The 14,554-nt window shown below is 72.4% G+C and carries 10 protein-coding genes; 9 read left to right on the forward strand and 1 reads right to left on the reverse strand.

The genetic code is table 11. From position 1 onward, the window contains the following. The first annotated feature begins 75 nt into the window (after positions 1–75). Together metK and MTF65_RS27010 are read left to right on the forward strand one after the other, a co-directional pair. Positions 76–1,284, forward strand: a complete 1,209-nt coding sequence (gene metK, locus MTF65_RS27005) for a methionine adenosyltransferase (protein ID WP_243631578.1) — start codon at positions 76–78, stop codon at positions 1,282–1,284. 112 nt (positions 1,285–1,396) lie between these two features. Beyond that, on the forward strand, positions 1,397–3,529 hold the full coding sequence (locus MTF65_RS27010) for a primosomal protein N' (RefSeq protein ID WP_243631579.1): 2,133 nt from the start codon (positions 1,397–1,399) through the stop codon (positions 3,527–3,529). Between the two features lie 257 nt (positions 3,530–3,786). Here MTF65_RS27010 and MTF65_RS27015 read toward each other — a convergent pair whose 3' ends face one another. Beyond that, positions 3,787–4,305, reverse strand: coding sequence for a hypothetical protein (locus MTF65_RS27015; RefSeq protein WP_243631580.1), 519 nt, complete (start codon positions 4,303–4,305; stop codon positions 3,787–3,789). Between the two features lie 252 nt (positions 4,306–4,557). Here MTF65_RS27015 and fmt point away from each other — a divergent pair, with 252 nt between their 5' ends. The 7 genes from fmt to MTF65_RS27050 all read left to right on the forward strand — a co-directional run bounded on the left by fmt (position 4,558) and on the right by MTF65_RS27050 (position 14,410). Continuing rightward, positions 4,558–5,502, forward strand: a complete 945-nt coding sequence (gene fmt, locus MTF65_RS27020; RefSeq protein WP_243631581.1) for a methionyl-tRNA formyltransferase — start codon at positions 4,558–4,560, stop codon at positions 5,500–5,502. Positions 5,503–5,596: 94 nt separating this feature from the next. Next, entirely contained in the window at positions 5,597–7,057 is a 1,461-nt protein-coding gene (locus MTF65_RS27025; protein WP_243631582.1) for an RsmB/NOP family class I SAM-dependent RNA methyltransferase, read from the forward strand. A gap of 204 nt (positions 7,058–7,261) precedes the next feature. Next, a complete protein-coding gene (locus MTF65_RS27030) occupies positions 7,262–10,996 on the forward strand; it encodes a S8 family serine peptidase (protein ID WP_243631583.1) in 3,735 nt (1,244 codons plus the stop codon). A gap of 137 nt (positions 10,997–11,133) precedes the next feature. Continuing rightward, a complete protein-coding gene (locus MTF65_RS27035; RefSeq protein WP_243631584.1) occupies positions 11,134–12,126 on the forward strand; it encodes a helix-turn-helix domain-containing protein in 993 nt (330 codons plus the stop codon). A gap of 131 nt (positions 12,127–12,257) precedes the next feature. Then, positions 12,258–12,944, forward strand: coding sequence for a ribulose-phosphate 3-epimerase (gene rpe, locus MTF65_RS27040; protein ID WP_243631585.1), 687 nt, complete (start codon positions 12,258–12,260; stop codon positions 12,942–12,944). Between the two features lie 103 nt (positions 12,945–13,047). Beyond that, positions 13,048–14,094: a sugar-binding transcriptional regulator gene (locus MTF65_RS27045; RefSeq protein ID WP_243631586.1), complete on the forward strand. Its 1,047-nt coding sequence runs from the start codon at positions 13,048–13,050 to the stop codon at positions 14,092–14,094. A gap of 94 nt (positions 14,095–14,188) precedes the next feature. Then, positions 14,189–14,410 carry a CarD family transcriptional regulator gene (locus MTF65_RS27050; protein ID WP_031145007.1) on the forward strand — a complete coding sequence of 74 codons (222 nt, stop codon included), beginning with the start codon at positions 14,189–14,191 and terminating at the stop codon, positions 14,408–14,410. The last annotated feature ends 144 nt before the right edge of the window (positions 14,411–14,554 follow it).

The raw sequence follows: 14,554 nt of genomic DNA on the forward strand, positions 1-14,554 counted from the left end.
AACGTGATCGGGCGCAGCCTCCGATGTGGTTCCGCCAATGATCAGCCAGCAGCCGCTGCAACCCCAGGGAGCGATGTGTCCCGCCGCCTCTTTACCTCGGAGTCCGTGACCGAGGGCCACCCCGACAAGATCGCTGACCAGATCAGCGACACGATCCTCGACGCACTCCTCACCGAGGACCCGACCTCGCGTGTGGCCGTGGAAACCCTCATCACCACCGGCCTCGTGCACATTGCCGGAGAGGTGACGACGAAGGCCTACGCGCCGATCGCGCAGCTCGTCCGCGACAAGATCCTCGAGATCGGCTACGACTCCTCGAAGAAGGGCTTCGACGGCGCCTCCTGTGGCGTGTCGGTGTCCATCGGCGCCCAGTCCCCGGACATCGCGCAGGGTGTCGACACGGCGTACGAGAAGCGCGTCGAAGGTGATGAGGACGAGCTCGACAAGCAGGGCGCCGGCGACCAGGGCCTGATGTTCGGGTACGCCTGCGACGAGACCCCCGAGCTCATGCCGCTCCCGATCCACATCGCGCACCGGCTCTCCCGCCGGCTGTCCGAGGTCCGCAAGAACGGGACCATCCCGTACCTGCGTCCCGACGGCAAGACCCAGGTCACCATCGAGTACGACGGCGACAAGGCCGTGCGCCTGGACACCGTCGTGGTCTCCTCGCAGCACGCGGCGGACATCGACCTGGACTCGCTGCTCGCTCCCGACATCCGCGAGTTCGTCGTCGAGCACGTGCTGGCCCAGCTCGTCGAGGACGGCATCAAGCTGGACACCGAGGGCTACCGCCTGCTGGTGAACCCGACCGGCCGCTTCGAGATCGGCGGTCCGATGGGCGACGCCGGCCTGACCGGCCGCAAGATCATCATCGACACGTACGGCGGCATGGCCCGCCACGGCGGCGGTGCCTTCTCGGGCAAGGACCCGTCCAAGGTGGACCGCTCGGCCGCCTACGCGATGCGCTGGGTCGCGAAGAACGTGGTCGCCGCCGGCCTCGCCTCGCGCTGCGAGGTCCAGGTCGCGTACGCGATCGGCAAGGCCGAGCCGGTGGGTCTGTTCGTCGAGACCTTCGGTACCGCCAAGGTCGAGGTCGAGAAGATCGAGGCGGCGATCGGCGAGGTCTTCGACCTGCGTCCGGCCGCGATCATCCGTGACCTGGACCTGCTGCGTCCGATCTACGCCCAGACCGCCGCGTACGGCCACTTCGGCCGTGAGCTGCCGGACTTCACCTGGGAGCGCACGGACCGGGTGGACGCCCTGCGCCAGGCCGCCGGCCTGTAGGACCTGAACACGTACGGCCCCGGACCCTCGCGGTCCGGGGCCGCATGTGTTCCTGGACCGCATGTGTTCCCGGGCCCGTCCGTTGTCGGTGGGGTTTGGTAAGAATGCGGGTGTGAGCAGCGCGAACGGATCCGAGCAGCGGGGCGGGGACAAGAGTCCCGGCGGTCCGCCGGAGCAGCTCGCGCTCATCCGGGAGATGGTCGCCGAGGCGAAGGCCAAGGCGCCCAAGGCCAAGCCGCGCACCTGGCGGGGCGCGGCCCTCGCCGAGGAGCTGCCGGTCGCCCGGATCCTCGTCAACAAGGGCGTCCTCCACCTCGACCAGCTCTGGGACTACGCCGTGCCCGCCGAGCTCTCCGAGGCCGCGCAGCCGGGTGTTCGCGTCCGGGTCCGCTTCGGGGCCGGCTCCCACCAGGTGCACGGCGGCCGCCGCGAGGGCGGCGGTCTCATCGACGGCTTCATCGTCGAGCGGCGCGCCGAATCCGACTACGACGGGGCGCTCGCCGCCCTCGCGCACGTCGTCTCGCCCGAGGTGGTCCTCAGCCCCCGCATGCTGGCCCTCGCCCGCGCCGTCGCCGACCGGTACGCGGGCAGCCTGGCCGACGTGCTCCAGCTCGCCCTGCCCCCGCGCAACGCCCGCGCCGAGGCCAAGCCCTCGCCGGAGCCGCTGCCCCCGCCCGACGCGCCCGAGCCCGCCGGCTGGGAGCGGTACGGCGCGGGCCCCGCCTTCCTGCGCGCCCTCGCCACCGGCGGGAGCCCGCGCGCCGTGTGGACCGCGCTGCCCGGCCCCGGCTGGGCCGACGAACTCGCCCGGGCCATGGCTGCCACCCTCGCCTCCGGCCGGGGCGCCCTCGCCGTCCTGCCCGACGGGCGCACCGCCGCCCGGGTCGACGCGGCGCTCACCGCCCTGCTCGGCGAGGGGCGGCACGCGCTGCTGACCGCCGAGTCGGGCCCGGAGAAGCGCTACCGCCAATGGCTCGCCGTGAACCGGGGCTCGGTGCGCGCCGTCATCGGCACCCGGGCCGCGATGTTCGCGCCCCTGAGGGACCTCGGCCTGGTCGCCGTCTGGGACGACGGGGACTCCAGCCACAGCGCCGACAACGCGCCCTTCCCGCATGTCCGGGAGGTGCTGGAGCTGCGCGCGGTCAGTGACGGCTGCGGCTTCCTGGCCGGGAGTACGAGCTGCACCGTGGAGGCCGCACAGCTCGTCGAGTCCGGCTGGGCGCGGCCGCTGGTCGCCGACCGCGAGACCGTACGGGCCTGCGCGCCCCGGATCCGGACGGTGGGCGACGAGCTGCTGGCCCGGGACGAGGCGGCGCGGGCCGCGCGGCTGCCGAGCCTGGCGTGGGAGACCGTACGGGAGGGGCTGAAGTCCGGGCCGGTACTGGTGCAGGTGCCGCGGCGGGGCTATGTGCCCCGGCTGGCCTGCGACCGGTGCCGGACGCCGGCCCGCTGCACGGTGTGCGCCGGGCCGCTGGAGGCCCCCGACGAGCGGGATCTGCGGTGCGGGTGGTGCGGGCGGGGCGAGCCGTCCTGGCACTGCGAGGAATGCGGCTCGTTCCGGCTGCGGGCCCGGGTGGTGGGTGCCCGGCGGACGGCCGAGGAGCTGGGGCGGGCCTTCCCCGCCGTGCCCGTACGGACCTCCGGGCGGGATCACGTCCTGGACGAGGTGCCGGACCGGCCGGCGCTGGTGGTCTGCACCCCGGGGGCCGAGCCGGTCGCCGCGGGCGAAGGGTACGCGGCGGCGCTGCTGCTGGACGGCTGGGCCATGCTGACCCGGCCCGACCTGCGGGCCGGGGAGGACGCGCTGCGGCGCTGGATCGGCGCCGCCTCGCTGGTCCGGGGGGACGGGCAGGTCGTCGTGGTCGCCGAGCCGACGCTGCGGCCCGTCCAGGCGCTCGTGCGGTGGGACCCGGTGGGTCATGCGGTACGGGAGCTCGCGGAGCGGGCTCAGCTGGGGTTCCCGCCGGTGTCCCGGATGGCCGCCGTGGCCGGGCGGGGTGAGGCCGTCGAGGCCTTCCTGGCCGCCGCCGAACTGCCGCCGGACGCGGAGATCCTGGGCCCGGTGCCGATTGCCGGGCGGCGCGGTGAGGCCTCTCCGGGGGAGCGGGCGCTGGTCCGCGTCCCGCCGGGCAGCGGGGCGGCCCTGGCGGCGGCCCTGAAGTCGGCCCAGGCGGCGCGGATGGCGCGGGGGGTTCCGGCGGCGGAGGCGGTCCGGGTCCGCATCGACCCGCTGGATATCGGCTGACTGGACATCGGCTGAGGGGAGCACCCCCCCTAGCCCTGCCGCTGCGCGGGGCTGTCCCCTACCCGCCCTTCCACCGTTCCCTGGGGCTGCGCCCCAGACCCCCGACGTGCGCTGCGCGCACGTGCCCTCAAACGCCGGGCGGGCTGGATCTATCCGGGCGGGCTGACAACGCCGAACGACCCCGGCGGGGGCGGCCCGTCGGGGTCGGGGGATCGGCTGGGGCCGTCGGGGGTCGGCGTCCCGGCGGCGGGCGCCGGTCAGGCGTTGCGGGGGCCGGGGAAGGCCGGGGAGCGGGGGGCCGCGGCGGCGGAGTCCTCGCGCAGGGGCTGGGGCGGGACCGAGCGGGCGGCGGGGACCGTGTGGAGCGGTCCCAGGGCCCTCGTGGCCGTACTCTCGGCCAGCGGCTCGGCGGAGGATTCGGCGGCCTGCGCGCGGCGGGCGCCGTAGCGGCGGTGCACGGCCTGCTTGGTGACCCCGAGCGCCGAGCCGACCGCGTCCCACGAGAAGCCGAGCGAGCGGTCGAAGTCCACCGCGGCGGTGACCAGAGTCTCGACGCTGTCCCGCAGCTCCTGCGCGAGGCGGACGGTGGGAGCGGGAGCCCTTCCGTAGACGACGAAGCCCGTGGAGGGACCGGAGCGGCGCGGGCGGTACACATTGCCGAGCTGGGCGGTGAGCGTACGCAGAGCATCCACCTGCCGGCGAACCCGCTCGATGTCCCGCACCAAGAGGTGCAGGCTGGCCCGTGCTTGGGCGTCGTGGGTGGCGTGGTCGGCCATGAAGAAGCCTCTCGAACCGGTGCTGAAGAGCGGATCGGGCCGCAGACACCGTTCTCATCGCGGCCCGGTTTCGGTCAATCTCTCTTGACCAACGCGCCACCCGGCGCCCAGGTCACGCTATGGGGGCGTGTCGGCATATGCGAGAGGCGCGCGTGTACGTGTACGCCCCCTCAACCTCGCAGGTGGGCGGCCCAGCGGCCACCCCATAGACTTGGCCGCTGCTGACAGCCGAGATAGCGAGGTAGGACCCCAGTGAAGCTCGTCTTCGCAGGCACCCCCGAGGTTGCCGTGCCCGCCCTGGACGCCCTGATCGCCTCCGGGCGGCACGAGGTCGCGGCCGTCATCACCCGGCCCGACGCACCGGCCGGCCGCGGTCGCCGCCTCGTCGCCAGCCCCGTCGCCGAGCGCGCCGAGGAGGCGGGGATCGAGGTCCTCAAGCCGGTCCGGCCGCGCGACCCCGACTTCCAGGCCCGGCTGCGCGAGATCGACCCGGACTGCTGCCCGGTCGTCGCGTACGGCGCGCTGATCCCGAAGAGCGCTCTGGAGATCCCCCGCCGCGGGTGGGTCAACCTGCACTTCTCGCTGCTGCCCGCGTGGCGCGGAGCCGCGCCCGTCCAGCACTCGATCATGGCCGGCGACCAGGTCACCGGCGCCTCCACCTTCCTCATCGAGGAGGGCCTGGACTCCGGGCCCGTCTACGGGCACCTGACCGAGGAGATCCGCCCCACCGACACCAGCGGCGACCTGCTGACCCGCCTCGCCTTCGCGGGTGCCGGGCTGCTCGCCGCCACCATGGACGGCATCGAGGACGGCACCCTGCGCGCCGTCCCGCAGCCGGCCGACGGGATCTCGCTCGCGCCGAAGATCACCGTCGAGGACGCCCGGATCGACTGGAAGGCCCCCGCGATGCGCGCCGACCGCGTGGTGCGCGGCTGCACGCCCGCGCCGGGCGCGTGGACCGTCTTCCGCGGTGAGCGGCTCAAGGTGATCTCGGTCGGCCTGGTGACCGACCGCACCGACCTGAAGCCCGGCGAGCTGTCCCCGGCGAAGAACCACGTCCACGTCGGCACCGGCTCGCACGCCGTGGAGCTGCTCTGGGTACAGCCGCAGGGCAAGAAGCCGATGAAGGGCGCCGACTGGGCGCGCGGCGTGCGGATCGCTCCCGGCGAGCGGCTCGGCGGGGCCGACGTAGGCTGATCGCAGTCGCAGTTTTGCGGCAGCGGCAGTTTCGGCCGCCGCAGTTTCGTACGCGCATACCCGCAGCACCTCGTAAACCCGGAGCACCTTTCACGTGAGCGAACAGTCCAGTCCCCGTCGCGGCGCCGCAGGCGAGCGGCAGGCCAAGCCGCACCGCCGGCCCAAGAAGGACCCGGTCCGGATGCTGGCCTTCGAGGTGCTGCGGGCGGTGGACGAGCGCGACGCCTACGCGAACCTCGTCCTGCCGCCGCTGCTGCGCAAGGCCCGGCAGGACGAGAGCTTCCAGGCCCGGGACGCGGCGCTGGCCACCGAGCTCGTCTACGGGACGCTGCGCCGCCAGGGGACGTACGACGCCGTCATCTCCGCCTGCGTCGACCGGCCGCTGCGGGAGGTGGACCCGCCGGTGCTCGACGTGCTCTCGCTCGGCGCGCACCAGCTGCTGGGAACCCGCATCCCGACGCACGCGGCGGTCTCCGCGAGCGTGGAACTGGCCCGCGTGGTGCTCGGGGACGGGCGCGCCAAGTTCGTGAACGCCGTGCTGCGGAAGATCGCCGCGCACGATCTGGACGGCTGGCTGGAACGGGTGGCCCCGCCCTACGAGGAGGACGCCGAGGAGCACCTCGCGGTCTACCACTCGCACCCGCGCTGGGTCGTCAGCGCGCTGTGGGACGCCCTGGGCGGCGGGCGCGCCGGCATCGAGGACCTGCTGGAGGCCGACAACGAGCGGCCCGAGGTGACGCTGGTGGCGCGGCCGGGGCGGTCCACGCCAGAGGAGCTGGTGGCGGCCGTCGGCGAGGACTCGGCACTGCCGGGGCGCTGGTCCCCGTACGCCGTCCGGATGGCCGAGGGCGGCGAGCCGGGCGCGCTGGAGGCGGTGCGCGACGGGCGCGCCGGTGTGCAGGACGAGGGCAGCCAGCTGGTGGCGATGGCCATGGCGGCCGTGCCCGTGGAGGGCCGCGACGAGCGCTGGCTGGACGGCTGCGCGGGACCGGGCGGCAAGGCGGCGCTGCTGGGCGCCCTCGCGGCGCAGCGCGGGGCGTTCCTGCTGGCCTCGGAGAAGCAGCCGCACCGGGCGCGCCTGGTCGACAGGGCCCTGCACGGCAACCCGGGGCCGTACCAGGTCATCGCCGCGGACGGGACGCGGCCGCCGTGGCGGCCGGGCTCCTTCGACCGGGTCCTGATGGACGTGCCCTGCTCGGGCCTGGGCGCGCTGCGCCGCCGCCCGGAGGCGCGCTGGCGTCGCCGGCCCCAGGATATGGAGGGCTTCGCGCCGCTCCAGCGGGGGCTGTTGCGGGAGGCGCTGTCGGCGGTGCGCGTGGGCGGTGTCGTGGGCTACGCGACCTGCTCGCCGCACCTGGCGGAGACCCGGGTGGTCGTGGACGACGTCCTGAAGGGCCGGGGCGCGGGAGCGTCGCCGGTGTCGGCCGAACTGATCGACGCCCGCCCGTACATGGCGGGCGTCCCGGCCCTGGGCGACGGCCCGGACGTGCAGTTGTGGCCGCACCTGCACGGGACGGACGCGATGTACCTCGCGCTGCTGCGCCGCACCGCGTAGCGGGGCCGGGCCCGGTGCGGGCCCGGCCGTAAGCGGTCTCGGGGCGCCCGACCGGCGGAAACGGCTGAATCAACCCTCGCTCGTCATCGGCGAGTTCACCTTGCCCGGATTCGCGCGGTTCACGACTGGCGAGTCCTTGCCATGGCGAGGACTTGCCGTCATCAGGCCTTCACGTCGGCGTTGCCGGGCCGATAGACCCATGGCATGTTCTCCCCCTCTCAGGCTTCCGCCTTCCGGCGCAGGCGCTGGCAGCTGATCTCGGCCGCCACCGCGGTGCCGCTGCTGGCGTCGGGGCTCGCCGTTCTGCAAGCGCCCGCTCAAGCCGCTCCGAGCAAGCCCACCGTTCCCGCCAAGCCGTCGGCGACCCACAAGGTCACCCTGGTCACCGGCGACGTCGTCACGGTCACCACGACGGCCGACGGCAAGCAGACCGCCGAAGTCGACCGGCCGGACAGCGCCGTCGGCGGCGTGAAGGTCCAGCAGATCAAGGGTGACCTGTTCGTCATCCCGGACGAGGCGGTGCCGCTGCTGGGCACGGACAAGCTGGACCGGCGGCTGTTCAACGTCACCGACCTGATCGAAATGGGCTACGACGACGCGAAGTCGGCCGCGGTGCCGCTGATCGCGACGTACGCCCAGTCCAAGTCCCGCTCGGCCGCCCCGCCGACGGCCCCCCACGGCAGCAAGCTGACCCGCGAGCTCAAGGGCATCCGCGGGGCCGCGCTCAGCACCGAGAAGCGGCAGGCCCGCACCTTCTGGACCACCGTCGCGCCGCAGGGCAGCGCGACGTTGGGCGCGGGTGTGGCGAAGCTGTGGCTCGACGGTCGCGTGAAGGCCAGCCTGCAGGAGAGCGTGCCGCTGATCGGCACGCCCGAGGCCTGGGCGGCCGGGTACACCGGCAAGGGCGTCAAGGTCGCGGTGCTCGACACCGGCATCGACGTCAACCACCCCGACTTCGCAGGCCTGATCGACGGCACGGCCAGCTTCGTGCCGGGCGAGGCCGTCACCGACGTCAACGGACACGGCACCCATGTGGCCGGCACGATCGTCGGCTCGGGCGCCGCCTCCGGCGGTGCCAACAAGGGCGTCGCCCCCGGCGCCGACCTGGTCGTCGGCAAGGTGCTCGGCGGCGCGGAGGGCTACGGCCAGGACTCCTGGGTCATGGCCGGCATGCAGTGGGCCGCCGAGACCGGTGCGGACGTCGTCAACATGAGCCTCGGCGACTCCTACCCGACGGACGGCAGCGACCCGATGTCGCAGACGGTCGACGCGCTGTCCGCGCAGTACGGCACGCTGTTCGTCATCGCCGCCGGCAACGCGGGCCCCGAGAGCATCTCCTCCCCGGGCGCGGCCGCCTCGGCGCTGACCGTGGCCGCCACCGACAAGCAGGACCAGCTCGCGTCCTTCTCCAGCACCGGCCCGCTGGCATACTCCGGCGGCATGAAGCCGGACATCGCGGCGCCCGGCGTGGACATCACCGCGGCCCGCTCGCAGGAGATGACCGGCGGTGGTGAGGGTCTTTACCGCACCATCAGCGGCACCTCGATGGCCACCCCGCACGTGGTCGGCGCGGCGGCGGTCCTGGCCCAGCAGCACCCGGACTGGACCGGCGCGCGGCTCAAGGAACACCTGATGAGCACCGCGAAGGGTCTGGACGGCGGGTACTCGCCGTACGAGGTCGGCGCCGGCCGTCTCGACGTGGCCGCCGCGGTGCGCACCACGGTCCGCGGCACGGGATCGCTCTTCTTCGGCGACTACACGTGGCCGCACGAGCCGAGCGACGTCGCCGTCACGAAGGACCTGACCTTCACCAACTCCGGTTCCGCCGACGTCACGCTGAAGCTGGCCCTGACCGACGACGGCGGCCCGTTCACGCTGGGAGCCACCACGGTGACCGTCCCGGCGGGCGGCACCGCCGCCGTCCCGGTGACCGGTGACCCGCGAACCGCCTCGGCCGGCCGGCACGTCGGCTACGTGATAGGCACCGACGCGGCCACCGGGAAGCCGGTGACCCGTACCTCCGTGGCGCTGCTCAAGGAGGAGGAGCGCTACGACCTGAACATCAAGCTGGTCGGCCGGGACGGCAAGCCCGCCGCCGGCTGGGTCACGGTCAACCTGGCCGGCGACTTCTGGCCCTGGAACCTCTACGTCGACGGCTCGACCACCATGCGCATGGCACCCGGCCTGTACACCGTCGCGGCGTACCTCGACGTGGCCGGCGAGAAGGCGGACCGCTCGGGTGTGGCCGTGCTGGTCGACCCGGAGACCGTGATCAAGGACGGCTCCGCGGACGTGGTGCTGGACGCGAGCAAGGCAAACCTGCTGGAGACCGAGGCGCCGCAGCGCACCGAGGACCGCCAGCGCAAGGTCGACTTCAACGTCCACTACAAGGGCCTCGACCCGTACATGGACTACCGCAGCGCGTACGTGCTGCCGCTGAACTACGACGACGTCTACGTCGCGCCGACGGAGCCGATGAAGCAGGGCGAGTTCATGCTGATCACCCGCTGGCGCAAGGGCGAGCCGATGCTCAGCCTGAGCGCGCTGGGCGGTCGGCTCCGCTTCGAGGCGCTGGTGCAGGCGGGCAGCGCCCTGGGCACCGTCACGGACAAGCTGGACGCGGTCTACGCGGGCAACGGCGCGGCGGCCGCGTACGAGAAGGTCAGCGCCAAGGGCAAGGCCGTCGTCATCCAGCGCAGCGACGAGGTCTCGCCGCAGCAGCGCACCGAGGCCGCGGTCGCGGCGGGTGCGAAGGCGCTGATCGTGGTCAACGACGGCGTCGGCGCCCTGATGGAGTACGTCGGCGAGTCGACCGTCCCGGTCGCCGCCGTGCACCGCGACGCGGGCAAGACCCTCATCGCGATGGCCAAGGCCGGCACCCTCAAGCTGACCGCACAGCAGACCGAGTACACGCCGTACGTCTACGACCTGACCCGGGACTACCCCGGCCAGGTGCCGGACCGGGCCCTGGTCTACAAGCCGGCCCAGGACGACCTCGCCCGGATCGATGCCCGCTACTACTCGGCCACGGACGGCGGGGCGGCGGAAGGCTACCGTTCCGACTTCACCCTCAACCCGTCGTTCAACTTCCCCGAGCGCGAGTGGCACCCGGGCACCCGCACCGAATGGGTGACCCCGGGCCAGGTCTGGAGGGAGTTCCACGCGCAGGGCGTCGACGGAGCCCTGCCGTGGGTGATGGTGTCGGGCGACAACACGTATGCCAAGGGCAGCACCAACCGGCTGGACTGGTTCGCTCCGGCGACCCGGCCCGGCCAGAGCGAGTCCTTCGGCGTGTACAACTCCCGCTGGCAGAACTACATGACCTGGAACGTGCAGGCATGGGCCTCCGCCAGCGACACCATGCGGCTGGGCGGCTACCTGCCGTGGGGTGAGACGCCGACCCACCTGCGGGTCTTCCAGGGCGACACGCTGATCCACGACAACCCGTACAGCACGGACATGCAGTGGCACGAGGTGCCGGCGGGCAAGCTGCCCTACCGCGCCGTCCTCGACGCGGAGCGGCCCGGCGACGTCTTCCGGCTGTCGACGCGCACCCACACCGAGTGGAGGTTCATGTCCGACACCGTCGACTCGGACTTCTTCGAGCGGTTCTCGGTGCTGAACCTGGACTACAAGCTGGAGTCGGACCTGCACGGCGACGTCAAGGCCAACGCGACCCAGCAGATCGCGCTCAAGCCGGTGTCGATGGACCTCGGCGCCGTGCCGGGTACCGTCACCGCGGTGAAGCTGGACGTCTCGTACGACGACGGCGCCACCTGGCAGAAGGTGACCCTGGCCAAGGGCGCCGACGGCTACTGGACGGGTGCGTTCAGGACGGCGAAGAAGCCCGGCGGCTTCCTCTCGGTCCGCGCGAGCGCCGAGACGGACAGCGGCTTCGGCGTCAAGAACGAGATCATCCGGGCGTACGGCCTGCGATGAACCGCACTGTCGGGCCCCGGGGAGGCGACTCCCCGGGGCCCTTCCCGTCACACCTGCTCCCAGCAGGCACTATTCAGGGTCTGCCGCCATGGCGGATACTCTCCCCGCTGCGGCAAGCGGAAGAGAGTCGGTCGCCGATGCTGGATGTTCTGGGCCTCGAACCCGATGACGAGCGCGTCTACCGGGCGCTGCTCGGACGGCCGAATTCCACCGCGATGTCGCTGTCGGATCTGCTCGCCGCATCGCGAGCCGACGTGGACAGGGCCTTGTCCCGCCTGGTCGGGTGGGGACTGGTGATCAGGTCGGCGGACGAGAAGTTCACCGCCGCGCCGCCGGCCATGGCGCTCGGCTCTCTCATCAGCCAGCGCCGGGACGGGCTGCGCATGGCCGAGCACGCACTGGTGACCTTCGCCGAGGAACACCGGGCGGCGATGACCGGGAGCAGCATCAACGATCTGATCGAGGTCGTCACGGGCGTCGACGCCATCCGTCACCGCTTCCTCCAGGTGCAGCACGCGGCCCGCACACAGGTCCGCACCTTCATCACCGCACCGTTCGTCGCCGTGCCGCCCGACGAGAACACGGCGGAACCCGTGGCCATCGGCCGCGGCGTGCACTTCCGGGCGGTACTGGACCGGGCCGTGCTGGCGGAGCCGGGCATCGTCACCGATGCGATCCGTTCACTGCACAACGGCGTGGAACTGCGGGTCGCCGACCAGCTGCCGATGAAACTCGTGCTGGCCGACGCCGACCTCGGCCTCGTCCCGCTCGCCGTCACACCGGACGGAGAGCCCGGCGCCGTGCTACTGCACCGCAGCGGCCTGCTGGACGCGTTGGACGCGCTGTTCGAGACGATATGGAACGCCGCCCACCCGCTCGAACTGTCGGGCACCGGCGCGGAGGCCGAAACCACCGTCGAGCGCGGTGCGGAAGGCCCGACCGACCTCGACCGGAGGATCCTCGCGCTCCTTCTGGCCGGCCTGACCGACCCGACGGCCGCGACCCAGCTCGGTCTGTCACCGCGCACGCTGCACCGACGCCTGCGCCACCTCATGGACATAGCCGGAGTCCGCACCCGGATGCAGCTTGGCGGCTACGCCGTCCGACACGGCTGGGTGGAGCCACAATGAAGGACAATCTGGAGGGCGGGCATCTCGAAGAACAATGCAAATGTTCTCCATGATCCATTAAGCAGTGCTACGCGAGTCCCGAGATGCGGGGTAGTGGCCGGAACCGCGTGAGGGCATGGCACGCTTGGGTCATGGCCGTTCAGATCAATCCCAGCATCCTGTCCGCGGACTTCTCCCGGCTCGCCGAGGAGGCGAAGGCCGTCGAGGGCGCCGACTGGCTGCACATCGACGTCATGGACAACCATTTCGTCCCGAACCTCACCCTCGGAATGCCGATCGTGGAGTCCCTGAGCCGGTCCACGGACATTCCGCTGGATCTGCACCTCATGATCGAGGACCCCGACCGCTGGGCGCCGCAGTACGTGGAGGCCGGGGCCGGGTCCGTCACCTTCCACGCCGAGGCCGCCGCCGCGCCGGTGCGGCTGGCGCGCGAGATCCGGGCCAAGGGGGCACGGGCGGCCATGGCGCTCAAGCCGGCCACGCCGATCGAACAGTACGAGGACCTGCTGCCCGAGCTCGACATGGTGCTGATCATGACCGTCGAGCCCGGCTTCGGAGGGCAGTCGTTTCTGGACATCATGCTGCCCAAGATCCGCCGCACCCGGGAGCTGATCGCCAAGCACGGCCTGGACCTGTGGCTTCAGGTGGACGGAGGGGTCTCCGCGACGACCATCGAGCGCGTCGCCGAGGCGGGCGCCGACGTGTTCGTCGCCGGCAGCGCCGTATACGGGGCCGTCGAACCGGCCGCCGCGGTGCGGACGCTGCGCGAGCAGGCGGGCGCGGCGATCGCCGCGGCGCCGTGGGCCTGCGACCACTAGTGCGGGTTGGAGGTCAGCTTGATGAACGGGAGCTGTCCGGGCTGATCGGCGGTCGTTGGATCTGACAGGATGAACGACGAGTCGAGAGTGTGAACACGAGAGTGTGAACAGCAGTGAGGAGAACGCGGTGTCTGCTATGTCGGCGGGACGGTCAGCCCTGCGGATGGGACCCGCGGAGCTGGTGCAGGCGGCGGCCATGGCGCGCCGCTTCTACCTGGAGGGCAAGTCCAAGATCCAGATCGCCGAGGAGTTCGGCGTGAGCCGCTTCAAGGTGGCCCGGGTCCTGGAGACCGCCCTGGAACGCGACCTTGTGCGCATCGAGATCCGGGTGCCGGCCGAGCTCGACGCCGAGCGCTCCGACGCGCTCCGGGCCCGCTACGGGCTGCGGCACGCCGTCGTCGTCGAGTCGCCGGCCGACGCGACCGAGGACGCGCCGGATCCGGAGAACCTGGGCGCGGTCGCGGCCGATCTGCTGGGCGAGCTCGTGAACGAGGGGGACGTACTGGGCCTCGCGTGGGGGCGGTCGACCATTCACATGGCCGCCTCCCTGCACCGGCTCCCGCCGTGCACGGTGGTCCAGCTGACCGGTGTGTACGACGCCGGAACCGCCGAGCGGGGCTCCGTGGAGGCCGTACGGCGGGCCGCGCAGGTGTCCGGCGGGGACGCGCACCCGATCTACGCGCCGATGCTGCTGCCCGATCCCGCGACCGCGGCCGCGCTGCGCAATCAGACCGGGATCGCGCGGGCGTTCGAATACTTCGACAAGGTGACCGTCGCGGCCGTCTCGATCGGCTCCTGGGAGCCGGGCATCTCGACCGTCCACGACATGCTGAGCGACGAGGAGCGTGCGCACTACGCCTCGCTGGGTGTCGCCGCCGAGATGTCGGCCCACCTGTTCGATTCCGAAGGCCGTCGGGTCGGCCGGGATCTGGGCGAGCGGTGCATCACCGTGGAGGCGGACCGGCTGCGGCGGATCCCCGAGGTCGTGGCGATCGCGGGCGGGCTGCGGAAGGCGTCGGCGATCGGGGCGGTGCTCCGGTCGGGGCTCGTGACCAGCCTGGTCACGGACACGGCGGTCGCGGACTATCTGCTGACCGAGTCCGCGCCGGGGCTGCGGCCGGCGCTGGACCGGGCCGACCCGGACGACTGATCCGCCGTCCGGACCGGCGCCGGTGCGGATGGTGCTGGAATTGAGATCCGAACGGCGGACCACTGGGCGGTCCACGGGGCGCATACTGGTCTCAATGACTAAGTCAGCAGTACCTCGCCGCCATTTGCCGTCCAGCCCGTTCAAGGCCCCCGTGGAACCGCCGCTCCGGCAGTTCAGCGTCGGCGACCGGGTTACTCACGATGAGCACGGTCTCGGCCGTGTCGTCGGTATCGAGGAGGGGATCGCTGTCCTCGTCGACTTCGGGTCGGTCCAGAAACGGATCCTGAGTCCCTACACCAAGATGGCCGCGCTCTGAGCGGGCGCTGAGCGGTTCGCGCGCGATCAGCGGGCGAATCGGATCTTTGGCACGATCGGTGCATGATCTTTCGGAACGTGCCCCGATCGTTGCTGCGTGCGCTGGGGGCGCTGTTCCTCGGTGCCGCGTTGGTCGGTGCGGTGG

The sequence above is a fragment of the Streptomyces sp. APSN-46.1 genome (assembly GCF_022815725.1).
Taxonomy (GTDB): domain Bacteria; phylum Actinomycetota; class Actinomycetes; order Streptomycetales; family Streptomycetaceae; genus Streptomyces.

Coding starts and splice junctions, on each gene's coding strand:
- MTF65_RS27050 (WP_031145007.1), top strand. CDS start 14,189: ATGACTAAGTCAGCAGTACCTCGCCGCCATTTGCCGTCCAGCCCGTTC.
- MTF65_RS27030 (WP_243631583.1), top strand. CDS start 7,262: ATGTTCTCCCCCTCTCAGGCTTCCGCCTTCCGGCGCAGGCGCTGGCAG.
- rpe (WP_243631585.1), top strand. CDS start 12,258: ATGGCCGTTCAGATCAATCCCAGCATCCTGTCCGCGGACTTCTCCCGG.
- MTF65_RS27015 (WP_243631580.1), bottom strand. CDS start 4,305: ATGGCCGACCACGCCACCCACGACGCCCAAGCACGGGCCAGCCTGCAC.
- MTF65_RS27035 (WP_243631584.1), top strand. CDS start 11,134: ATGCTGGATGTTCTGGGCCTCGAACCCGATGACGAGCGCGTCTACCGG.